The following is a 23,178-nucleotide window of genomic DNA, read 5'->3' on the forward strand; positions in this document are numbered from 1 at the left end:
CCGTTATTAAAATATTATACATTATTCTATTCATACAAATCAACTTTTTTTTATGTCTCTGCCGCAAACTGAAACCAGATGCCTGATACAAAATATTAGTTAACGGAATAACATGCTCTGCAGTATCTCGCTGCTGATTTAATAATATACTCTTGATACCTCAAGCTCTATAATCCGAAGCATTTCCCATGCATCGGCATCTCCCTCCTGGGCTGCAATTGTATAATATCTTTTTGCTAGATCATATTTTTCCAGAATATAGTACAGATTAGCAAGGTTATATACCGAACCTTTTACATTTTTTACAACTGCCATTTTATAACATTCTTCCGCAAGATCATATTTTTCCTGATCCATATATATCATCGCCAGGTTATTCAGTGCATTTTTACTGCCTTCATCAATGGCTTTTTTATAGTATTCTTCTGCAAGATCATATTTCCCCACATCATTATACAGTAATCCCAGATAAAAATATGCATTTTTATTTCCATCTTCATTTAGTGCTTTTAACAGATATTTTTCCGATTCATCATATTTTTTTTCATTCAGGCTTATTATCCCGGATTTCAGATTTTCCGTATCAGCCAAAAGACAAAATGAGAAAATCATAAATGTTATTACAATAAAAAATTTCCTTTTCATAAAAAACTCCTTGAACTTTTTCTGTTTGTTTTCATATTCTATCATAAATAAAAAAAAGATCATACATATTTGTTTATTCTTATTATTAAAAATATATATAAGATTCCATATCAAAAATAAGTTTCATTTCAGCTTACAGTGCTTTGACCGGCTTCATTATTCTTGCGCCTTTTTCCGGTAAAGCGCCGAAATTAAACTCCGGTATTAAATCACAAGCAAACTTATATCCGAACATCTCCGGTTTATATTCTTCTATTGCTTTATTCACTATTTCTATGGCTCTTATGAATCCTTCTTTATCTTCATAAGGCATCCCCTGAAAATAAAGCATTTCACAGGCTGGAAGCTCTATAATTTCATATTTTTCCGGAAGTTTCCCCGAATAATCCGCAGGCACCTCTATTCCTGCTGCTATTGCAGAAGTTCCAGTTTTTACCAGTTTATCCGGAAGTGTGAGAATAGCAGCACTGTCAAGTTTATCCGGAATATTATTTAATATTTCTTCCCAGTCACAGCCCATTTCTTCACAGTAAGAAAAATAATCAGATGCTTTGACCGATCTTAGCAGCATCAGCCTGCGGGCAGGGCGCTCAATAAGCGTAACAGTAACAATATCGACTGTCTTTTTTCTTTCCATTCTCCATCAATCCTTTCGTTAATTAAAATATAAACACAAGTTTTGATAACAAGACCAGACATTTCCGCTCCGCAGAAAAATCCTTAGTTTATTATACCTGCCGCAAAAAATAAAATCAAGCTAAGTATCAGTTTCCGAATAAAAGATCCTGTTTATAAAAAAAAGAAGCAGGATTTAATTGTTCCCGCTTCTTCTATAGTTTAAAATATTGCTTTTAATGTTATTCCTGCTCTGTATTCATCCTGATTATGCTCCCCTAATTTATATTCACCAGTTACAAATACACCGTATCTGTCTTCTATTTCCACTCCGATACTTGCTTTTGTCCTTAACTGTCCTTTATCATCGGCAGGCTTAGCCAGTTTATGATAATCAGTCTCTACATTTACAAGTTTCGCATATTCTCTTTCATTCAGATCTGCCAGTTCATATTCATAAGCGACATCAAGTGCTCCTTTTAATTTCCATGAATCTTTCGACCCCAAAGGTACGGCTGTTTTTAGCTCAAAACCAGCTTTCGGTTTTATGCTCCATGCATCATTCCCGTCCACCTGAAGTGCTTCAAGACCTGATTCACTGAATGACGGTCTGTTAATATACATAAGCTTTACTCCGCCGTATGGTGTAATGCTTGAATTTTTGCCAATTGAAAATTCTTTACCCAGATTATTGTCGCTTGTCACGCTATATACCTGATAGTCACCTGTCATATTCGAGTTTTCTGAATTTGTCCAGTTTAGATTTCTATCTATATTATAAAAGCTTGCTCTTCCTGTAATATCATTTTTCAGTATCCAGTTATTAAAATTATAGTTATTGTGGAATCCCAGCTGCAGTGTATCTGCTTTTTCTTTACTGTTATTTCCGTCCTTCAGATCAAAATCAGTATGTGCATATCCCAAAGAGTATCCGAATTTATGTCTGTAAGTTCTTTCCACTTCTCTCAAAGCCTGTATTCCCACAGTAGTATAATCATAATCCACTACTCCGTCAGTTTCTTCTTTTGATCTTCCTTTTCCTGTTATAACATTTAATTTTACATTTTCTTTTGTATTATTTTTAGAATCCTGCATTAAATTTAGTGAATTTTCAAATATTTCGCCTATCGTTTCCTCTCTTTGATTCATATTCGCATATATGTCTCCCGCAAGATTAGACATTGTTTTTCTGAAATCCGGCTCTGTTTCTATTGTATCAATCTTGTCAAATATTAGTCCCGTATTACCGTTTGACCCTACATATTTTGTATCAAGAGCACGTCCAAAGTCTTCATACCATAATCCGCTTGTAAAATTATCATACGGAATTTTCTGCATCCATATATCTACTTTCCCGCTTGAGTTTAGAACAGGTGTTGCAGACCAAGTCAGAGATTTGCTTCTTACCTTTACCAGCCCTGAATTCGGTCCTCCGTCATCTGTCATCGGATTAAATACATCTTTCAGTTTATACACTTCAGCATGTGTGCCGGATGCAAATCCGCTTAAGATCCCTATAGGTTCCGATGTATCAAATGAAGGTGCATAGAATTTTACCGCATCGGATACAAAGTCTGCTCCCATATCCTCTGATAATGTCGGTGTGCTTATTGTTTCAGGATTTACTTTTATTGATATATCTATACCGTTTAATTCAAAATTCTCGGATACATTTATTATTCCGCCGTTTACTATACTTGGAATCGGATAATCTGTAGCACTTCCGTAGGAAACTGTCTCAGAACCTTCGGCACCTATACCGAGATTAATAATTCCCCCTGTATTATTGACAAGGTCTCCCCCGCCTTTTATGAGTATTCCCTGACTTTTTCCGGCGTTTATATTTATTACACCGTTATTTTCAAGAACCGAACCTATATTCAGGTAAACTCCCTGTGAAGATTCCCCGTTCATAGTTATTACTCCGTGATTTGTTACAGTCGAAAGTTTATTTGCGTATATTCCTATTGAATTTTGTCCGTTTAATGTTATATCACCAAAGTTTTCAAGCGTGCCTTTTTCTATAAAGAGTCCTATTGCCCCTTCTGCATCAGATGTGATATTTCCGTGGTTTTCTACACGTCCGCCCGAGCCGTAGACACCGATTCCGTAATATCCTACTTTTACATTTCCGCTGTTATATACATTTGAATTCTCTCCAAATATACCCACAGTATACTTATTCTTTTTCGTATCCATAAAATCATTTATTACTGAATTCCCGAGTATTATTTCACCGGTATTTCTTACAGTTCCGTTTTGTGAATAAATACCTATATTGGCTGTTCCGGTAATACCGTTAATACTTCCGTTATTTTCTATATTTCCGCCATTTACCGTATAAAATCCTGTTATATCAGAACCATCCATTGTAATTCCGGCATTATTTTTAATATTTCCGGCTGAATCCCCGTAAACAAATACTGAATTATTTTTCAATGTTATTTCAGAATTATTTTCCAGCCCCGATCCGGATTTCAATGCATATCCGTAGCTGTTTTCCCCTGCTGTCAGCTTTCCGTTGCTTATTATACTTGTTCCGTTTAATGCGTAAATACCTGCTGCTTTATCATTTCCGACATTTATTTCTGAACCTGCATTTAATACGATATTGGCTCTGTCACCATAAATACCTGTTCCGCTGCTGCCTGTCATTATCAGACCGCTTTGGTTTACAGTTCCGCCGTCGGCATAAATTCCCACAGAATTATTTCCGGTTAATATATTTCCGGAATTCAGTATAGTATTTCCTGAAGCAGTACTGTAAATTCCTATTCCGGGATTATTTATATCTGATGAATTCCCTATTTTTATCGTTCCGTTATTTGTAATAGTTTTTACACCATTTCCTTTTACATAAATCCCTCTTGATTTATCGCCGTTTAGTTCTACAAGACCGTTATTTACAAGCTGAGCTGTCGCTGAACCGTCCATATATATACCTGCTGTTTCGGAAGCATTGCTTAATATTTTTCCATCAGCTGTATTTTCTGCAAAACTGCTCTCTGAACCGTAAATTCCTGTTGAAATTTCTCCTATTGAAATAGTCCCGCTGTTAACTGCCGAAGAAGCTGTTCCTTTTGTGCTTATTCCGGCCGAATTGTTTCCTACAGTAATATTTCCGCTATTTTTCACTCTTGAAGAATTTACAGCATAAATTCCGGCTGAATTACTTCCTGTTAATGTAATATCCCCTTTATTTTCTGCATCAACTCCGCTTTGAAATCCTGAAGGAAGACTCCCGTTATACTGCCCTTCCATAGAAATCCCCACCACATTATCCTCTGCGGCATTTATCACAGAACCCGTATCTAAAAGCACTGCGGAATTTTTTCCGTATATAAAACTTCCGTTTCCGGCAAGACTGGCACTTCCTGTATATCTGAATGTATTATCCGCTACATTTCCAAGTGTATATGTAGAACCTGCCGATGAATTTATAATAAAATCATTTGTAAATGTTCCGTTTGAATTTATGTTAAATACCAGTATTCCGTTACCGTTTATATTTATATTGCCGTTTCCTGTAAAATTAGTATTTCCGTCCAGATAGAAGCCGAGTGCCTTATCTCCGTTTAGGTTCAGCGTAAAATTATTCAGGTTTACATCACTGTCTTTGGCATAAAGCCCTACTCCGCTGTTACCTACACTCAGAATTCCTTCTCCTGTCAGCCTAGTATTGTTAGCATATATCCCTACTCCTCCGTTTGAAGATGACAGGTCTATATTAGAGCCGCTTCCCAGTCTGACAGCTGAATCATTTCTTGATAAATATTTATTATCAGCATAAATTCCGTATACTTTCCCGTTTCCTTCAGAAATAATTCTGCCGTTATTGGAAATATCTATCTTATCATCACCATACTTTAATACTGCTGACGAATTTATCCCGTCCAGATAATTTGCTCCGTAAATTCCGGCACTGTTATTTCCTCCTATTACAATTTCCCCGTTATTTTCCGTTGTTGTTCCATTTGCCGAATATATTGCCACGGATTTCTCCCCGGTAGTTTTCACTGTGCTGTTATTTACCACATGACCATAATCAGAAGCAATTCCTACAGCATTATTTCCTGTGAGAGCTATTGAACCGTCATTAGTTATTTTCACCGCATCTTTACCAGAAGAATTCTCATAGTTTCTTTGTGCTATACCAGTCTGGTCAGACTGAGAACCTGTTATTGAATTCCCGCTTGTTAAATCCACTTTTACAGATGAAAATTCTGATCTCTTATATAATTCACTGCTGCTGTCCAGATTTACATTTCTGTCCAAAATCAGTGCTCCTTTATTCATTGACAGCGGTATATAATCACTTGCACTTGCAGAGCTTATTATTACATTGTTTGTAAGCGAAGAGCCGGGATTTACCATTCCGTCAAGAGAACTCAAACTCAGTGTTGTTCCAGTCCCTTCAAGAATATATAACTTTGATCCTGAATCCATTGTTAATTCAAGTTTCCCGCTTCCTGTAAATGAATTATTCAGATAATCTGTTATTGAAGTCCCTTCTTTTACATAAAATGCACTTCCGCCGTTTTCCACAGAAGCTCCGACAGTTCCTGTAAGATCATATTTTCCTGAAACTGTGGAATTATCATAGTTATAAAATAATAATCCTTTATTTCCCGAGCTTAAATTTAAACCTTCATGCAGATTCATCACGGAACCGTTACCTGCGTAAAGACCTATCCCTCCGTTTTCGGCTCTTATGCTGCCGCCTTTCAGATTTGTATCTGTATTTCCGGTTTCACTGTATATTCCCACTGAAGCAAGACCGTTTGATACTATACTTCCTCCGTTCATATTAAATGTGCCGTCATTATATACTCCCAGATTGCTCATACCTGTATTGACAATACCATTATTGTTCAATTCCCCGGTTCCGCTGCTTCTTACAGCCACTCCCGTATTATTAACACCGTTTACATTTATAATTCCATTGTTATGAAAAAATTTCCCGTCATTTTCTACCTGTGATCCTACCTGTGCTTTACCGTCTATATTTAATATCATTCCATTGGTTTTCACCTGTGCTTCTGTCCCGGAAATATATATTCCGGCATTATTTTCCCCACCTGCAAGGAGATTTATTATATTTGACTTTGCACTGTCTGCCGAGGAACCGAGTGTTACATCTGCATGTTCCTCCACTCTCACAGCTGCTCCGCCTCTTGAATATTCTCCTACATTAAAATAATAGTCATTCAATACTATAGGCTTTGCTTTATTTTCATAAGTACTTATACATGTTCCGCTTCTGCAGTCATTTACGCTTATTGTACTGTTATTTTTTTCAAAGCTCATATTTATATAGGCTCCTACGGAATTTTCGGTATAACTGCTGTTTCCGCCTGAAATATTACCGCTGTTTTCCAAACCGTTATATCCTGATGAATTGGCAACAGCCTGTCTTGGATCCTCTGTCCCTACATCTACTTTCAACTTTGAATTTTCAAAATTAATGCTTCTTTCTATATCAAGTCCTATGCTCTGATCTCCGAGAACAGTTATTGGTTTATAAAGCTGAAGCTCTGATCTGAACAGCCCGTTTCCTGACTCATACCAATTCCAGCTTCCGTCTTCATGATAATCCATACTGTAATTATAATGACTGTATGTAGCGTTATTTGTATAGAAGCCCACACTGCTGTTCCCGTAAAGCTTCATATCTCCGTTATTCATCATTACATGTTTACCTGCGCCGACATATTTATTATGTTCACCCTCACTGTTCATATCTTCTGTGAAATAACCGGAAGATGCATTATTAGTCATCAGAAATATTACGCTTTCCGGTGCTCTCATCTCTATTTTTCCTGTATTGTCAAAACCCTCCTGTTTATTATACACATCGCCTTCAGTAAACATAAATGCTACTTGTTTTCCTAACAGATTATTAACTGTACTTGCTTCATTCAGCCCTGTTATTGTTCCCCTGTTGGTAAAGTAACTGTTTGCTTCTTCATATGCTCCGTGTGCCTGCAGATTTACCGCCACTACATTTGATCCCTTTAGTTCCCATGTTCCGTTATTTTCCACATACTGAAACCATCTGTTATCTGCTGTATGTTCCAGCGAGGTATCTAAAAATTTATCTCCCAGCTCCTGCTTTTCTGCTGCTGTTATCCATCCGTTATTTTCCATATCTGTCAGTGTATATTTCAGCATTTCTCCTGTTTCAGGGTCATATCCCATATAATGCTCGTCATAATGCAGGATTTGTACCAGATATTCCGCATCAGGCACATCACCCTCAAGTGTTACTTTCAAATCTTCCGGATTTCCACCTGCTGCACCTAATCTTGTTATCGGGTTATCTACTACTTTAAATATACCCTGTACATACATTCCGTAAATATCCTTATAATTAAGAATTGAATCGGTATATATTCCCGTTGGAAGTACTGCCAGCTCTTCCTCCCATGTTCCGGCTACAGGATCATAAATCTGTCTCATATCATATTTCAAACCTGCCGACGGAGTTCCTATCACATTATCTAATGTATAATTATAAAATCCCGGATTCGTCGCCGCCCATTCATCATTTCCCTGTGTTCTTACAGTTATTGTACCGCTTGTTATATCCATTTGTGATATTATGGAATTACTTCCATTAGAGTCACCGTATGGGAAAAAACCTGTTGTTCCTCCGTTTCCACCGCCTGTTCCGTTCAGATTCAGAATCGGAATCGGATTGAAGTTTATTGTGGTGATATTAGGTATACTAGGATTAAATGATACTATATCCAATACTGGTATATCTAATTCATCAGGAATTGAGACCTCTATCATATTAGACTGAATATTTGGTACAATTATATCCGAGACCTTTATATCGGATACTTCTCTGTCTACACCTTTAACATCTATACTAAGACCCAGATCTACTACTTTATAATCACTGTCTTTATAATAAGGCTTAAAGTTTCCCTGTGTTGCATGCTGACTGCCCGAGAACAGTTTATCAACCAGAATTTTTTGATCCGCTGTAAGCACTGAGTACAGTTCTTTATTTCCATTTAGTATAGAGAATAAAATATCATCGCTTATTCCGCTTTTTATAATACTTTCATATATTTCCCTGTTTATCTTGTTACTATCTCCGGTAGTTTTAGGATTGGAATAATACAGGGCATTTTCCATAGTATTATCATTACGCTGTTTATTATTATAGAAACCGCTGAAGAATACCTGCCATTCCAGATACTCAGGTTTAACAATATAGTCTCCCTGTAAGTATAAATCTTTCAGTTCTTTATTTTTTTGTTTGAGTATTCGTTCTATAAGTTTATAATTTTTTTCATTTGATTTATTTACATTTATATTCTTTAACATATTTTGATATAACCTGTTATTTTTTATTGTTTCCGCTTTATTTGTATCAGCAAATAACGTCGATGCCGCATTTAATGTCAAGAAAAATAACATCTTCTTATTTTTCATGTTTTATTCCTTCCACTCTCTTAAATTTATTTTCTAAATTTCTATTAAAATTTTGTTCTTAATTGTATTACAAATTTATATTTTTGTCAAGTTATTTTTATTTTATTTTCAAAATGTTTTATTTTTAAAATATATTTTTATCTTTTGTTTATTTATAAATATTCTGTTTCGAAATAATAATTAAACCTGCATTCTTTTATATGCTTTATTATTTCTCTTTTAAAAATACTTTTTCCTATAAATTTGTCTTACCTTTTCTAATAAATTAATTTTTTTATATTGCTAAAACAAAATTAAGTACAGTTTAAAAAGCCAGCTTCAGTCTCTGGCTTTCTTTTCCGGCTAAAATTCCGGGTTATATTTGAAATCATCTGATATTTGATTCAAAAGCTGTACAGCCTGCGGCCATCCTATATAAAATGCCAGATGTGTTGTTAATGCAATTAATTCCTCTCGTTTGACTCCGTTTTTATACGCAGTCTGAATATGAAATTTCATTTGCTCGGTATTTCCAATCGCTGCTAGTGCTGTTAATGTAATGAAGCTTCTTGTTTTCTGATCTAAGGTTTCATCCATCCAAACCTCGCCAAATAGCATATCTCTCGTATAACTGTCTAAAACAGGATTTCCATTCAATATTACCCCTCCTGAATTTCCAGCTGTAAGAGATTTTTTTTCTCTTTTCTCTGTAACTGCCTGTGCCTTCCCCTCACCGAATGACCAGTTTTCTCTTGGAATTTCTTTAAGTGTAATAAAAATATCTTCTGCCGAAATATTTGTTTTATCAGCTATCTGTCCGGACACTGAAAGATACAGTTTATTTTTTTGTTCTGTGGTTCTGCCCTCTGCACATAAGATATCTATATATAAAAAGCTGTCACTTCTTTTTTTGCCTTCTGATAATACATAATAACTGTCTATCTTTGAATCTGCTGCATTAAAAGGCAGCCAGATGTGAAAAATGTCATCTTCCGGAACATCAAAACAATCCATTAGTGATTTATGAATTGAATCATTTACTTTATTAACTGTTTCATCTGATATTTCTTTTTTATAATATATTTTTAAAAACGGCATATATTTCCTCCTTTACTTTATTAATATAATTATTGTACAATAGTCACATTAATAAAGATAATTAATTATTTTATCTGAAAATATAAAATATTTTTATAAAGTTGGGAGAAATAATATGGAAATTAAAGAATTAATATCTTTCAAAACTATAGTAGAAAGCGGAACTTTCTCTAAAGCCGCTGATTTGTTATATTATACACAGCCTACAATTACGAATCATATCAAGCAATTGGAAAAATCACTCGGATTTAAATTATTTATACGCGGCTGGGATGCAAAATTAACCAGACAGGGTGAGCTTTTATACAGTCAGCTGGATAATCTTCTGGATCATTGGAATTATTTCAAAGGTGTGGCGTCAGATATTGAAAAAGAAGAAATCGGGACACTCCGCATAGGGGTATTGGAAATATATGCTTCTCAGACTGCCGATCTTATTATGGACTGGACTCAGGAAAACAAGCCTCATATGAATATCGAATTTCTGCTGGGAAACACAGAACAAATGTATAATTCTTTGATTCAAAGAAAAATTGATTTTGCTTTCAGCACAGAAAAGGAAGAAAATCACCCAAAGACAAAATTTTCCAAAATAAGAGATGAAAATTTTGGATTTGCTCTTCCGCCTTCTCACCCGTTATTGTCTAAAGAAATCATTCAGCTATCAGATATTCTGCAGTATCCGATAGTTATAGGAGATAAAACGTGTATTACAAACCGGGCTTTTATGAAAGCTCTTGATAAAAATAATCTGACCGGCAGATTAAAACAAGTCTTTATATGTTCGAATCAAATCCTTATTCCTGATATGGTCAAATCAGACAGAATTGCAATACTTCCGGAATCATTGGTAATAAATACGAATTTGAATTTTTTCGAGCTGGAGGATCTGGAAATGAAATTAAATTACGGAATTATTGTTCTTAAGCAGAGAGAAAACTATTTATCCAAAACTATGAAAGATATTATCAAATTATTTATCTGATATGAAATATTCCATATATTTACACCATATTACAGCATTTATCTTTCATAAAAAAATTCCTGCGACATCTTCAACAGGAATTTTTTCATTATTTTCCCCAGCTTTCAGGATTTTTATTCCATTCCAAAGCTGTTTTTGCTTCTGTTTCATTAAGATATTTTTCGTTTTTCAAAAGCTCTATCAAAATATCAAAATCCGATATTATATCCCATTTACAGTTAATTTTTTCAAAATTTTCAAAAGCACTTTTGAAATTATAGGAAAATATAGCTTTTACTTCCACGCTATCCGCACCTGAATTTCTAAGCACTTCTGCTGCATTAATACTGCTGCCCCCTGTAGATATCAGATCTTCTATTACAGCTACTCTTTTCCCAGCTGTTTCTGCCCCTTCTATTTGTCTTCCCACTCCATGACCTTTAGGCTTGCTTCTTACATAGGCCATTGGCTTTCCTAATTTTTCTGCTATAAAAGCCGCCCATGAAATGCCTGCAGTTGCTACACCTGCTATCACATCAGTATTCTCTGTATCTATTATATCTAAAAATCCCTGTACTATCTGCTCTCTTGCCTCCGGATATCCCAGTATCACTCTGTTATCACAATATATAGGACTTTTTATCCCCGAAGAGAATGTAAAAGGCTCTTTTACATTTATTTTCACTGCTTTCAAATCAAAAAGAATTTTTGCTGTCTGCTCTTTTTTATTCATCAATTTCTACTTCCTTCCCTTTATTTTCAAATATTTTCCCGTCTTTATAAACAATATTGCCGTTAACTATAGTAAGTATATTCTTACCTTTTAATTTCCAGCCTTCATATGGAGACCAGCCGCACTTTGACAAAAGCTCTTCTTTTTTTACCAGCCACTCCTGCTCTGTATCCACTGCTATTATATCAGCATCATATCCTTCTTTCAATACGCCTTTATTCTTTATCCCAAATATTCTAGCAGGATTTTCACACATTAATTCCTGTATCTTTACAAGGCTTATTTTCCCCCGATTATATGCTGTAAGCATTAATGCAAGCGAAGTTTCTACTCCTGGCATTCCAAAAGTTATTTTTTCCATTTTTTCACTTTTTAAATGAGGTGCATGATCAGTTCCTATGGTATCTACAGTCCCATTCTCTATACTCTGCCACAGATATTCCCTGTCTGATTTTGTCTTTAGCTCAGGCTTCATTCTGTAAAGCATCTTTTTTTCCTCATCTGAATCCTTCATTTCTTCGTCCAAAAACAAATGATGAGGTGTAACCTCGGCAAAAATCGGATGATTTTCATTATTAAATATGTTATCAGCCTTTGCTTTTTCTATTATTTCCATTTCTTCCCTCGAAGATACATGGCATATATAAAGTCCTTTTCCAAACTTTTTATTAAATTCAAGAGCCTTGTTTATCATTTCGCCTTCAGCATGAACAGTTAAAAAATTTGCAGCTTTTACTATACTTTCCAGCACCTTGTCATCCTCTACAAGCATTTTTCCCGTACTTACATTTAAAAATACCTTTGTTGACAAAACACCTTTTGCTTTCCCGATTTCTTGCGAATTATTATCACTGCTTCCTCCAAAGTGAAACCCGTAATTCACGGCAGATTTTTCGCCGGCACTCTTTCTCTTCATTTCCAGTGCCTCTTCTGTTATAGTTGCCGGATTAGTATTAGGCATATCTATAAATGTAGTTATTCCAGCTTTGGCACAAGCTTTGGAACCGCTTATAAAATCCTCTTTTTGTGTAAAGCCCGGGTCTCTCATATGCGTATGCACATCTATAACTCCGGGCATTATATATCTGTATTTAAGGTCTATCTCCTCTAATTTCTTCCCGGTTATTTCAGTAAATATTCTCCCGGCTTCCTTAATTTCTATCTCTTTTTTTATAAGATGTATTTTGCCGTTTATAATCAAAATATCTGCTTTTTCTCCGTTAACCAGCGTTCCGTTTCGTAACAGCATTAGTTCACCGCCCTTTTTATATTTTTATCTATAATACAGCTTCTATCTCTTCCAGTATTCTCATTGCAGCCTTTTTAGGATCATCCGCCTTAGTGATCGGTCTTCCTATTACAAGATAATCTGCACCGTTTTTTACAGCCTCGGCAGGTGTCATTATTCTTTTCTGATCATCAGAAGCAGACCATGCCGGTCTTACACCGGGACATACTGTAACAAAATTTTCACCGCATCTTTCTTTTACTTTTGCTGCTTCCCATGCAGAACAAACTACACCGTGAAGACCGCTTTTACCAGTAAGCTCAGCCATATTCATTACCATATTGTCAAGACTCGCATCTGTCATAAAAATTTCCTGCATTTTTTCCTCTGTCATACTTGTCAATACTGTCACGGCTATACACAGACTTTTAGAATTCATATCCTTTAACATCTTTGAAATTTCATACATTGTTTCTGTACCGCATGATGCGTGTATATTAAAGATAAATACTCCTTTTCTTGCTGCAAATTCACATGCCATTTTAGTAGTATTATTTATATCATGAAATTTCAAATCCAAAAAAATTTTTTTATTCAGGGAATGCAGATAATCTACTATTTCCCCGCCTGTATTCAGAAATATCTCAAGTCCGGCTTTATAATACTCTATTTCATCTCCCAGAAGCTCCACAAGATTTTTTACATCATCCATATTTTTATAATCCAGTGCTGTTATTACTTTTTTTCTCGCCTTCATATTTTACCCTCCGTTTTTATTTTGAAAAAATTCTTTTTCTATAAGCCTTTCCGTCATCTGTATGAGCATATGCCACTATTTCATTTATATTAGACAGATTATTTTCAGTACAATAGTTGATAAGTCCCTGTTTTATCTCAACAGCTGCAAGAGGATTCTGAAAAAATCCTGTTCCTACAGATATTGCCGAGGCGCCTGCCATAAAAAATTCCAGAGCATCTTCCGCAGTGCTTATTCCTCCCATACCAAGCAAAGGAATTGATACCGCATTAGATACCTGATATACCATTCGCAAAGCTACAGGCTTCACTGCCGGTCCTGATAAACCGCCGAATATATTGCCGAGCAGAGGCTTCTTTTTATTTATATCTATGGACATGCCCAGCAGTGTATTGATCAAAGAAAGCGCATCTGCACCCTCGGCTTCCACTAATTTTGCTATTCCCGCTATATCAGTAACATTAGGTGAAAGCTTTACTATCAAAGGTTTTTTAGTGACCCTTCTTACTTCCCTTGTTACTTTTGCTGCCATATCAGGATTAGCCCCGAATGCCATACCCCCGTCTTTTACATTAGGACATGATATATTCAGCTCTATCGCTTTTATTACATCTATAGCTTCTGCTCTTTCAGCTATTTCTATATACTCTTCCAGAATTTTTCCGTTTATATTCGCAATTACAGGAACTTTTAGTTCTCTTTCCAGCAACGGCGCTGTTTCTCTTTCAAAATAATCTATCCCGGGATTTTCCAAGCCTACTGAATTCAGCATTCCGGCAGGAGTTTCTGCTATTCTTATTCCATAATTTCCTTCTCTCGGCTCTGGAGTGAGTCCTTTTATCAAAACTGCACCAAGTTCATTTGGATCAAAATAATCCTTATATTCCAGTCCGAATCCGAAACATCCGCTTGCAGTCATTATCGGATTTTCCAGATCCAGACCGGCAAAATTCATTTTTAAAAAATTCAAAATTCCACCTCGCATTTATTTTTTCCCGTTTTATTATTTATATACATTTCGCACTGCACTCTTCCTCTGTCATACGAGAAAGGCTTTTTATTATAATTTTACTGTTAAATACAGGACCGTCATGGCATACCTTTTTCATACCCTCTGTAGTTTTTATCGAGCATCCCACACACGCCTTTACTCCGCACGCCATTCTCTCTTCCATGGAAACTTCGCATTGTACATTATTTTTTTCTGCAATTTCTGCTATTTTTTCCATCATTATATGAGGGCCGCATGTATAAATTATATCAGCTGCCCCGTTTTTCAGATAGCTTTCAAGAAGCTCCGTTACAAAAGCCTTCTTACCTATACTCCCGTCATCACTGCATATTTTCAAATCGATATTTTCACTATCAAAATTTTCCAGTATTTTCAAGGCTTCCATATCTCTTCCCCCTGCTATGAAAACTATTCTGTTGCTTTCCTTTATATTTTTGATAAGCTGCTTTAAAGGGGCAAGTCCTATTCCTCCGCCTATGACTACAGCAGTTTTATCTTTTATCCCGGTACCGAACCCTTTTCCCAAAGGCCCTTGTATATTTATATATTCGTCTTTTTTATATTCTGATATCTCTTTAGTACCTTTTCCTGTTATTTTATATACGAACTCAAGAATTCTCTCATCTTCGTCTATATAATGAAGACTTATTGCCCTTTTCAGAATCTTAGCCCCGTCACGGCATTTCAGCAGATAAAACTGACCGGCTTCCGGTACTATACATTCGTCGTTCATTTTTACCCTTAAAAGATAATTATCTTTTCCAATCTCTCTGTTTTCCAGAATTTTTACATCATTTAAAAAATTTTTCATTTGCCCTCCTTTTATCAGTTTTTTACTTTAATATTATATCTGTATATTTTATCACTTTTTCACAATATATACATCTATATTTTCTTCCGTGACTGTCACTTTCATTTAAAAATTTTATTTCTACCTTCTCGCTGTTCGTTATGCATCTGCTGTTATTGCACTTTACTATCCCGTTTATTTCCTTAGGCTCGGGTACTTCCTTTTTTTCTTTTACCTTGAAGTCTTCTATTATATTTATTGTAGCTCCCGGAGCTATAAGAGATATTTTCTCCAGCTCTTCTTTTGTAAGAGTTCTGCATGCTACCTTTACTATCCCTTTTTTCCCCAGTGAATTGCTTGTAAGATTAAATGCCACCGTCACAGTTTCCCTGAAATTTTTCAAATCCAGTATTTCTACTACTTTCAAAGCAGTATCTGTAGGAAGATGATCTATTACAGTTCCGTTTTTTATTGCAGATATTTGTAATTCCATATTTTCACTACCCTTCTATCTTTTCTTTTATTCCCAGTGCTGTCAGCATCATTGCCTGTCTTACGGGAACTCCGTTTTTTGCCTGCTTAAAATAAAGCGCATGTTTTGTATCGTCCAGATCTGTATTTATCTCGTCTACTCTTGGAAGCGGATGTAATATTATCATATCATCCTTACACTTCCCTATTATATTCTCTTTTGAGATAACATATATTCCTTTTACTTTTTCATACTCTTCCTCGTCGGGAAATCTTTCTCTCTGAACCCTTGTCATATAAAATACATCTATGTCTGCAAGACATTCCCTGAAATCTTCAAGTACTTCATATTCTATTCCCAGTTCTTCCAGATCATCCAGTATATATTCGGGTATTCTCAGTATTTCAGGTGCTATAAAGTATATTTTCGGATTAAAATGACTTATGGCCTTTACCAGTGAATGTACTGTTCTTCCATATTTCAGATCTCCTACAAAAGCTATTTTCATGTTATCCAAAGTCTTTTTTTCTTTAAGAATCGTATACAGGTCAAGTAAAGTCTGGCTTGGATGCTGATTAACGCCGTCTCCCGCATTCAGTACAGGCACCTTTGAAGCTTCTGCCGCTACTCTTGCAGAACCGTCAAGAGGATGTCTTATTACTATTAAGTCTGAGTATGACTCTGCCATTTTTATCGTATCTGACAATGTTTCACCTTTTTTTACCGATGTCCCGTCCGGCGAGTCAAATCCCAGTACCTGAGCCCCGAGTCTTTGTGCTGCTGACTGAAATGACAGTCTTGTTCTTGTACTTGGTTCGAAAAATAAAGTCGATATAATTTTGCCTTTTAACAGCTCCCCCTTATTCTCATCGTTTTCCACTTCTTCAGATATTTTCAAAATGTGAAGTATCTCCTCTTTACTAAAATCCCTCATAGATATAATATCTTTTCTAGACTTTTTCAAAACATGTCCTCCTTATATTTTAGAATTAGTGTATATTTCCATTTTATTACTGCTGTCATAATTACTATTTTTGACTGTTCATTTCATAAATTTCTGTTTCTTTTTTATGCAGTCCTTTTTCCAGTATCCCTAATACTGCATTTAGAGTGTCCAGTGATGTAAGTACCTCTATCCCGTATTCCACAGCAGTTCTTCTTATTTTAAAACCGTCTCTTTGTGAATCATTTGCTTTGGTAGGTGTATTTATCAATATGTCTATTTCTCTGTTTTTCAGCTTATCAAGTATGTTAGGCGAGTCTCCGCTGATTTTATTTATTACCTCGGATTCTATGCCGTGTTCTTTTAAAAATTTATATGTTCCTTCTGTCGCAGACAGCTTATAATTTTGCTTGGCAAGCTTTTTTGCAAGCGGCAGAAATTCAGCCTTATCATTGTCATTCAGAGTAACAAGGGCTTTTTTCCCGCTTTCCGGATATTTTTTATCTGCAGCAAGAAGTCCTTTGTAGACAGCTTCCTCGTATGTCTTCCCTACACCCAGTACTTCACCGGTAGACTTCATCTCCGGTCCCAGTGATATTTCAATTCCTTCTATCTTTTCAGTGGAAAATACAGGTACTTTTACTGCTATCAGTTTAGGCTCCTTATACACTCCAGTTCCATATCCCATATCCTTCAGCTTTTCTCCCAGAGCTGCTCTTGTTGCCAGTTCAATTACCGGAATACCTGTTATTTTAGATACATATGGAACAGTTCTTGATGATCTTGGATTTACCTCGATTATATAAAGCTCCTCTTTGTATGCAATAAATTGTATATTTATCATCCCGAGAATTTCCAGCTCTCTGGCAAGTACTTTTGTTATTTCCTCTACTTTTTTCTTTATATCCTCACTTACGTTCTGAGTAGGACACACAGTTATGGAATCTCCCGAGTGGACACCAGCTCTCTCAAGATGTTCCATAATGCTCGGAATCAATATGTCCTCACCGTCACATATAGCGTCTACTTCTATCTCCGCCCCGTTTAGATACTTATCTATAAGAACGGGATTTTCACTGTCTCTGTAAAATGCAGATTCCAGATATTTTCTCAGGTTGCATTCGTCATAGCATATTTCCATTCCCTGTCCGCCGAGTACATAAGACGGTCTTACCAGAACGGGATATTCTATAGCTTCTGCTGTCTTCACGCCCTCTTCTGCCGTCCATACTGCCTTGCCCTCCGGTTTTTTTATTTTCAATCTGTCAGTAAGTTTATCAAACTTTTCTCTGTCCTCTGCCTCATCTATTTTTTCAAAAGATGTCCCTATTATTTTTATTCCTTTTTTTGTGAGTTCTCCTGCGAGCTTTATTGCAGTCTGACCGCCAAACTGAAGTATAACTCCTTCCGGCTTTTCTTTTTCCACTATTTCCAAAACATCCTCAGCTGTAAGCGGCTCAAAATAAAGCTTATCAGCTGTGGAAAAATCTGTTGATACAGTTTCCGGATTATTATTAATTATAATTGATTCTATTCCCATTTTTTTCAGTGCTGCTATATTATGAACAGTACAATAGTCAAACTCTATACCCTGTCCTATCCGTATAGGCCCTGACCCTATTACTATTATCTTCCTTCTGTCACTTACCACCACTTCGTCATATTTGTCATAAGTAGAATAATAATATGGGGAAACCGCCTCAAATTCTGCTGCACATGTATCTACCATTTTATATACCGGTTTTATACCGTATTCTTTTCTTTTCAGTCTTATATCTTCTGTGCTTATTCCCATAAGCTCCGCTATTCCCTTATCGGAAAAACCTTTTCTCTTTAATTTTTTCAGATATTCCATATTCAGATCGTTAAATGTCATATCCTTTAGCTGTTCTTCCTGTTTTACTATCCATTCTATCTTCTCTATAAAGAAAATATCTATTCCTGTAAGTCTGGCAAGCTGTCTTTTTACATAACCTCTTCTCAGCATTTCTGCAAGATCAAATATTCTCTCATCATCTGGCTTTTGTATTCTTTCTTTCAGTTCTTCAAGACTTCTTTTCGCCGATGCCGGATGCATCAGATTATCACGGTTTATTTCCAGTGATCTTATCCCTTTCAGAAAGGCACTTTCAAAATTATTTCCTATAGCCATTATTTCTCCAGTGGCCATCATCTTCGTTCCAAGCTTTCTGTCTACCTTCTGAAATTTATCAAAAGGCCACTTTGGTATTTTTACTACCACATAGTCTATAGCAGGCTCATGGCATGCAAATGTCTCCCCAGTCACTTCATTTTTCACCTCATCCAGCGTATATCCCAGCGAAAGCTTTGCCGCTACCCTTGCTATGGGATAGCCTGTTGCTTTGGAAGCAAGCGCTGATGATCTTGAAACCCTCGGGTTTATTTCTATTATGGCATATTCAAATGACAGGGGATTCAGTGCAAACTGAACATTACATCCTCCCACTATCCCTATTTCATTTATTATTTTTATCGATGATGTACGCAGCATCTGATATTCTTTGTCCGAAAGTGTCTGTGACGGTGCTGTTACTATCGAATCTCCTGTATGTATCCCTACAGGATCGATATTTTCCATGTTGCAGACAGTTATACAGTTCCCGTCTTTATCCCGTATTACTTCGTATTCTATCTCTTTCCATCCAAGTATTGATTTCTCTACAAGAACCTGTCCCACTCTTGATAATTGCAATCCTTTCAAAAGTATATCCTTCAGTTCTTCAGGACTTCCGGCTATACCGCCTCCGCTTCCCCCAAGAGTATATGCCGGTCTTACTACTACAGGATATCCTATCTTTGCGGCAAAATCCTGTCCGTCCTCAAGGTTTGTCACTATACTGGAATCTATTACCGGTTCTCCTATTTTCATCATACTTTCTCTGAAAAGCTCTCTGTCCTCACCCTTTTTTATAGATTCTATAGAAGTTCCTATTATATTTACATTATACTTTTCCAGTATTCCCGCATCTTTTAGCTCCACAGCCAGATTCAGGGCCGTCTGACCGCCCATTCCGGGAAGAAGTGAGTCTGGTTTTTCTCGTGCTATTATTTTTTCTATAGTCTGTATATTCATTGGTTCTATATATATCTTATCAGCCGTTTTACTATCTGTCATTATAGTTGCCGGATTTGAATTTATCAATACTACCTCTATGCCTTCTTCTCTCAAGGCTTCACATGCCTGTGTACCTGAATAGTCAAACTCTGCCGCCTGACCTATAACTATAGGTCCTGACCCTATTACAAGTACTTTTTTTATGGAATCGTTTTTCATTTTTTCCTCCTGCCGATGGTTTATTTTACCTCTGTTCAACTACTTTATAATATCTGTAAAGACAGCTAAATTTCGTTTTTATCCCTCTCTTATCATATTAAGAAAATCATCAAAAATATATGCAGTTTCTTCCGGACCCGGAGAAGCTTCCGGGTGAAACTGTACTGTATACACCTTCAGCTCCTTATTTTTCATTCCCTCAATGGAATTATCATTTAGATTCACATGACTAAGCACTGTTCCTTCCGGAAGCTCGGTTACTTTATAGCCGTGATTCTGTGAGCTTATATATATTTTATTTTTTTCTATGTCTTTTACCGGATGGTTTCCTCCCCTGTGCCCGAATCTCATTTTTGCTGTTTTTCCGCCCATTGCCAGTGCTGCTATCTGATGTCCCAGACATATTCCTATTACAGGTTTTTTTCCTATTACTTTTTTTACCAGTTCTATTGCTTCCGGAAGATCTTCCGGATCTCCGGGACCGTTTGAAAGAAACAATGCGTCCGGATTATACTCCATGATTGTTTCATAGTCAGTATATGCAGGAAATACTCTTATATCACAGTTTCTCTTTGCGAAAGATTCTATTATGTGTTTTTTTATTCCAAAATCTATTATTGCTATTTTTTCTTTACTGCCCTCTATTTTAAGTATATCTTTTCTTGTAACCTGCTTTACGGCATCAGAATTTGAGAATGAAAAAAATATATTCCCGAGTTCTTCCTGTGACAAATCTCTGGTAGTAATAACTGCTTTTTTTGTCCCAGTATCCCTTATTATCCTTGTTAGGTGTCTTGTATCTATATTTTTTAGTCCCATTACTTTATTTTGCTTTAAATATGCCTCAAGCGTTATCTCACACCTGAAATTATTCGGGAGTTTTGCATCCTCTTTTATAATAAACCCTTTTACCCTTACCCTGTCAGACTGCATGTCCTCCAGATTAATTCCATAGTTTCCTATAAGCGGATAAGTCATAACCACTATCTGCCCGTGATAAGACGGATCTGTAAGTACTTCCTGATATCCTGTCATAACTGTGGTAAATACAAGTTCACCCACTGTTTCTTCCAGATAACCGAAAGCTTCACCGTGAAAAATCATGCCGTTTTCTAAAATCAGTTTTGCTTTCATAATTCCTCCTAAAATGTATATCATAAAAAAAGAATAATAATTATTAACTAAAATAACCATTATTCCTATTATGTTTATTATTTAAAAATATAAAGTAAGTATAAATATTAAAATATTTTATAATCTTAGTAATTAAGAGTACAAATAAGTAAGTAAAATAATCAGAACTTTTAAAAATATCTTTTAACTTTTCAACAATTTTTTCTTTTAATATGTTTAGTTCCATTTCCCGACTTACTCCTCTCTTTATTTTAAACATTTCTATTAGTTTAACAAATATAAAGAAGCAAGTCAATAGATTTTATTTTTATTTTACTAAATTTTTTTTTATTAATCGCCGCCTTTTGCAGCAATATTCCGAGTAGTTTTTTAGATAAATTTTTTATTTAAAATTCTTATATTTTATTTAATCCTTTTATTTCCACCGTAATTATTGCTGACTTTCTCCTGTAAAAAATCTTTTTAATATATTGTAAACATTATTTATCTTTACAGATTTTAAGATTATTTCATTAACATGAAACAATATATATGAAACAGTGAGACCTAAAGCTATTCCCGCCAAGACATCGCTTAAGTAATGAACCTCGAGATAAAATCTTGACACTGCTATAATAAGTGCAATAACTCCTATCACATATTTATACCTCAGGTTATAAAAATAATATACTCCGAAAACTGCAAATGCTACTGCACTATGTGCTGAAGGAAATGAAGATGTCCCGGAAGTTTTTACTTTAGGTATGAAATTCATGTATTCATACGGTCTTACCCTGTGAAATTCCTCTTTCAGATAATTAGTGAGAATGAAAACCGTTATAACTGTTATTAACAGTACTACTCCTTTATTTCTTGTTTTCTTTCCTGACAGTAATACTATCATTAAGATTATCCATATAATACCGTTATCTCCCAATGAAGTAAAAAATACCATTATCTTGTCCAGCAATGGATTTTGAATTAATTTTACAGCATTTACTGCTGTTTGATCCATAATATTTAACATCCTTTTACTCCTGCCTGTTTATTATACTATCATTATATAATCCAATAAATAGACCTGACTGTGATATAACTGAAAGTTTTATGAAAATTGCAGGTAGAGCGGATATTTTATTTTATTTTTATATTTGAACATATGTATAAAAAAAGCCTTCCATAAATTTTCAGGAAAGCTGTTTTAAAATCTGAAGTGATTTTATTTTGTTAGAATTTTTTTAAATAGTTATTTTTTCAATATTTAAGTTATGTTTTCAAATATATTTTTGATAAATTCACATTGCTATTTATGCTTTTAGTATGAAATAACAACTATTATTTTTTGCTCTAAGATAGTTATATTAATAGAAAACTCAATCAAAATAGGGTGTCAAAAGTACACTCATTTACATTCTAAGATAGTTATATTAATAGCTGTTAAATCCATGTTATAATATATTATCTTTTTGAAATTTACATTCTAAGATAGTTATATTAATAGTCCAGCCTCTAAGAACCTTTTATTTATTATACCTTGATTATCAGTTTTTGTCGATCTCTTTTTTTCGTCTATTCCAATCTTGACAAAAGTATGTCATATTTAGGGTGAAATATCAATCAAAATACTGATTATTTTAATGTTGTCGATCTATAGTACTTTTACCCCTATCAGGGGTCGACAGAAAATATCTTTTTAAATATATCTCATAAATCATAAATCAAATAATTTTTTATCATACAAATAAAAAAATAACCAAGAGTAAAATAATAGCCTTAGTTTTAATAAATTTATCTCCGTAATTGTTTTATAAAATCGTTATATTCATTTAATGCTTCTATTATTTCAGATTCATAAAAACCTTTTCTCAAATAAATAAATAATATCTCGACATCTGACTTATACAGGCTCTTATAAATGTCAATTTCCGGAAAGTAGATGTTCTGCCTGTATTGTGCATACATTCTCCTTAAAGCCAGAGGATTCCCTTCTTTCAGTTTCCCCAGCAATGTTTTACTATTACTTGTGTATTCCATTTATTTCTCCTTCAATTATGATATTATCATAAATTGATTTGTTTTACAAGTTGA

The 23,178-nt window shown here is 35.1% G+C and carries 16 protein-coding genes; 1 reads left to right on the top strand and 15 read right to left on the bottom strand.

Annotated elements, in window-relative coordinates:
* Window positions 1-138: 138 nt before the first annotated feature.
* From STERM_RS13050 to STERM_RS21340, 4 genes are all read right to left on the bottom strand, one after another.
* Window positions 139-645: a tetratricopeptide repeat protein gene (locus STERM_RS13050; RefSeq protein WP_012862096.1), complete on the bottom strand. Its 507-nt coding sequence runs from the start codon at window positions 643-645 to the stop codon at window positions 139-141.
* Window positions 646-778: 133 nt separating this feature from the next.
* The gene (locus STERM_RS13055; protein WP_012862097.1) at window positions 779-1,282 is read right to left on the bottom strand and encodes a hypothetical protein; all 504 of its coding nucleotides are present in this window, start codon (window positions 1,280-1,282) and stop codon (window positions 779-781) included.
* 200 nt (window positions 1,283-1,482) lie between these two features.
* The gene (locus STERM_RS13060; protein WP_012862098.1) at window positions 1,483-8,706 is read right to left on the bottom strand and encodes an autotransporter domain-containing protein; all 7,224 of its coding nucleotides are present in this window, start codon (window positions 8,704-8,706) and stop codon (window positions 1,483-1,485) included.
* Between the two features lie 342 nt (window positions 8,707-9,048).
* Window positions 9,049-9,783, bottom strand: a complete 735-nt coding sequence (locus STERM_RS21340; RefSeq protein ID WP_012862099.1) for a tautomerase family protein — start codon at window positions 9,781-9,783, stop codon at window positions 9,049-9,051.
* Between the two features lie 115 nt (window positions 9,784-9,898).
* On the opposite strand from STERM_RS21340, the gene STERM_RS13070 reads away from it, so the two are divergent.
* Window positions 9,899-10,768, top strand: coding sequence for a LysR family transcriptional regulator (locus STERM_RS13070; protein WP_012862100.1), 870 nt, complete (start codon window positions 9,899-9,901; stop codon window positions 10,766-10,768).
* Between the two features lie 88 nt (window positions 10,769-10,856).
* Here the strand turns inward: STERM_RS13070 and pyrE are convergent, their stop codons facing one another.
* The 11 genes from pyrE to STERM_RS13130 all read right to left on the bottom strand — a co-directional run bounded on the left by pyrE (window position 10,857) and on the right by STERM_RS13130 (window position 23,124).
* Window positions 10,857-11,480, bottom strand: coding sequence for an orotate phosphoribosyltransferase (pyrE, locus tag STERM_RS13075; protein WP_012862101.1), 624 nt, complete (start codon window positions 11,478-11,480; stop codon window positions 10,857-10,859).
* Window positions 11,473-12,729, bottom strand: coding sequence for a dihydroorotase (locus tag STERM_RS13080; RefSeq protein WP_012862102.1), 1,257 nt, complete (start codon window positions 12,727-12,729; stop codon window positions 11,473-11,475). The genes pyrE and STERM_RS13080 overlap by 8 nt, the downstream gene beginning before the upstream one ends.
* A 28-nt stretch (window positions 12,730-12,757) precedes the next feature.
* Window positions 12,758-13,465, bottom strand: a complete 708-nt coding sequence (pyrF, locus tag STERM_RS13085) for an orotidine-5'-phosphate decarboxylase (protein WP_012862103.1) — start codon at window positions 13,463-13,465, stop codon at window positions 12,758-12,760.
* 16 nt (window positions 13,466-13,481) lie between these two features.
* A complete protein-coding gene (locus STERM_RS13090) occupies window positions 13,482-14,435 on the bottom strand; it encodes a dihydroorotate dehydrogenase (RefSeq protein ID WP_041310003.1) in 954 nt (317 codons plus the stop codon).
* A gap of 37 nt (window positions 14,436-14,472) precedes the next feature.
* Window positions 14,473-15,288 (bottom strand): dihydroorotate dehydrogenase electron transfer subunit, encoded by an 816-nt coding sequence (locus STERM_RS13095; protein WP_012862105.1) that lies wholly within the window; start codon window positions 15,286-15,288, stop codon window positions 14,473-14,475.
* Between the two features lie 22 nt (window positions 15,289-15,310).
* A complete protein-coding gene (gene pyrI, locus STERM_RS13100) occupies window positions 15,311-15,760 on the bottom strand; it encodes an aspartate carbamoyltransferase regulatory subunit (RefSeq protein ID WP_012862106.1) in 450 nt (149 codons plus the stop codon).
* Between the two features lie 7 nt (window positions 15,761-15,767).
* Window positions 15,768-16,703: an aspartate carbamoyltransferase gene (pyrB, locus tag STERM_RS13105; protein ID WP_012862107.1), complete on the bottom strand. Its 936-nt coding sequence runs from the start codon at window positions 16,701-16,703 to the stop codon at window positions 15,768-15,770.
* 64 nt (window positions 16,704-16,767) lie between these two features.
* Window positions 16,768-19,977 carry a carbamoyl-phosphate synthase large subunit gene (carB, locus tag STERM_RS13110; protein WP_012862108.1) on the bottom strand — a complete coding sequence of 1,070 codons (3,210 nt, stop codon included), beginning with the start codon at window positions 19,975-19,977 and terminating at the stop codon, window positions 16,768-16,770.
* 78 nt (window positions 19,978-20,055) lie between these two features.
* Window positions 20,056-21,111, bottom strand: a complete 1,056-nt coding sequence (gene carA, locus STERM_RS13115) for a glutamine-hydrolyzing carbamoyl-phosphate synthase small subunit (RefSeq protein ID WP_012862109.1) — start codon at window positions 21,109-21,111, stop codon at window positions 20,056-20,058.
* Window positions 21,112-21,541: 430 nt separating this feature from the next.
* Window positions 21,542-22,117, bottom strand: a complete 576-nt coding sequence (locus tag STERM_RS13125; protein ID WP_012862111.1) for a phosphatase PAP2 family protein — start codon at window positions 22,115-22,117, stop codon at window positions 21,542-21,544.
* A 761-nt stretch (window positions 22,118-22,878) separates the two neighbouring features.
* Window positions 22,879-23,124 carry a hypothetical protein gene (locus STERM_RS13130; RefSeq protein WP_012862112.1) on the bottom strand — a complete coding sequence of 82 codons (246 nt, stop codon included), beginning with the start codon at window positions 23,122-23,124 and terminating at the stop codon, window positions 22,879-22,881.
* Window positions 23,125-23,178 lie beyond the last annotated feature (54 nt).

The organism is Sebaldella termitidis ATCC 33386 (assembly GCF_000024405.1).
Lineage (GTDB): Bacteria > Fusobacteriota > Fusobacteriia > Fusobacteriales > Leptotrichiaceae > Sebaldella > Sebaldella termitidis.

Bases quoted from the DNA above. Each gene is read 5' to 3' on its own strand.
- STERM_RS13050 (WP_012862096.1), bottom strand. From the start codon at position 645: ATGAAAAGGAAATTTTTTATTGTAATAACATTTATGATTTTCTCATTT.
- STERM_RS13055 (WP_012862097.1), bottom strand. From the start codon at position 1,282: ATGGAAAGAAAAAAGACAGTCGATATTGTTACTGTTACGCTTATTGAG.
- STERM_RS13060 (WP_012862098.1), bottom strand. From the start codon at position 8,706: ATGAAAAATAAGAAGATGTTATTTTTCTTGACATTAAATGCGGCATCG.
- STERM_RS21340 (WP_012862099.1), bottom strand. From the start codon at position 9,783: ATGCCGTTTTTAAAAATATATTATAAAAAAGAAATATCAGATGAAACA.
- STERM_RS13070 (WP_012862100.1), top strand. From the start codon at position 9,899: ATGGAAATTAAAGAATTAATATCTTTCAAAACTATAGTAGAAAGCGGA.
- pyrE (WP_012862101.1), bottom strand. From the start codon at position 11,480: ATGAATAAAAAAGAGCAGACAGCAAAAATTCTTTTTGATTTGAAAGCA.
- STERM_RS13080 (WP_012862102.1), bottom strand. From the start codon at position 12,729: ATGCTGTTACGAAACGGAACGCTGGTTAACGGAGAAAAAGCAGATATT.
- pyrF (WP_012862103.1), bottom strand. From the start codon at position 13,465: ATGAAGGCGAGAAAAAAAGTAATAACAGCACTGGATTATAAAAATATG.
- STERM_RS13095 (WP_012862105.1), bottom strand. From the start codon at position 15,288: ATGAAAAATTTTTTAAATGATGTAAAAATTCTGGAAAACAGAGAGATT.
- pyrI (WP_012862106.1), bottom strand. From the start codon at position 15,760: ATGGAATTACAAATATCTGCAATAAAAAACGGAACTGTAATAGATCAT.
- carB (WP_012862108.1), bottom strand. From the start codon at position 19,977: ATGAAAAACGATTCCATAAAAAAAGTACTTGTAATAGGGTCAGGACCT.
- carA (WP_012862109.1), bottom strand. From the start codon at position 21,111: ATGAAAGCAAAACTGATTTTAGAAAACGGCATGATTTTTCACGGTGAA.
- STERM_RS13125 (WP_012862111.1), bottom strand. From the start codon at position 22,117: ATGTTAAATATTATGGATCAAACAGCAGTAAATGCTGTAAAATTAATT.
- STERM_RS13130 (WP_012862112.1), bottom strand. From the start codon at position 23,124: ATGGAATACACAAGTAATAGTAAAACATTGCTGGGGAAACTGAAAGAA.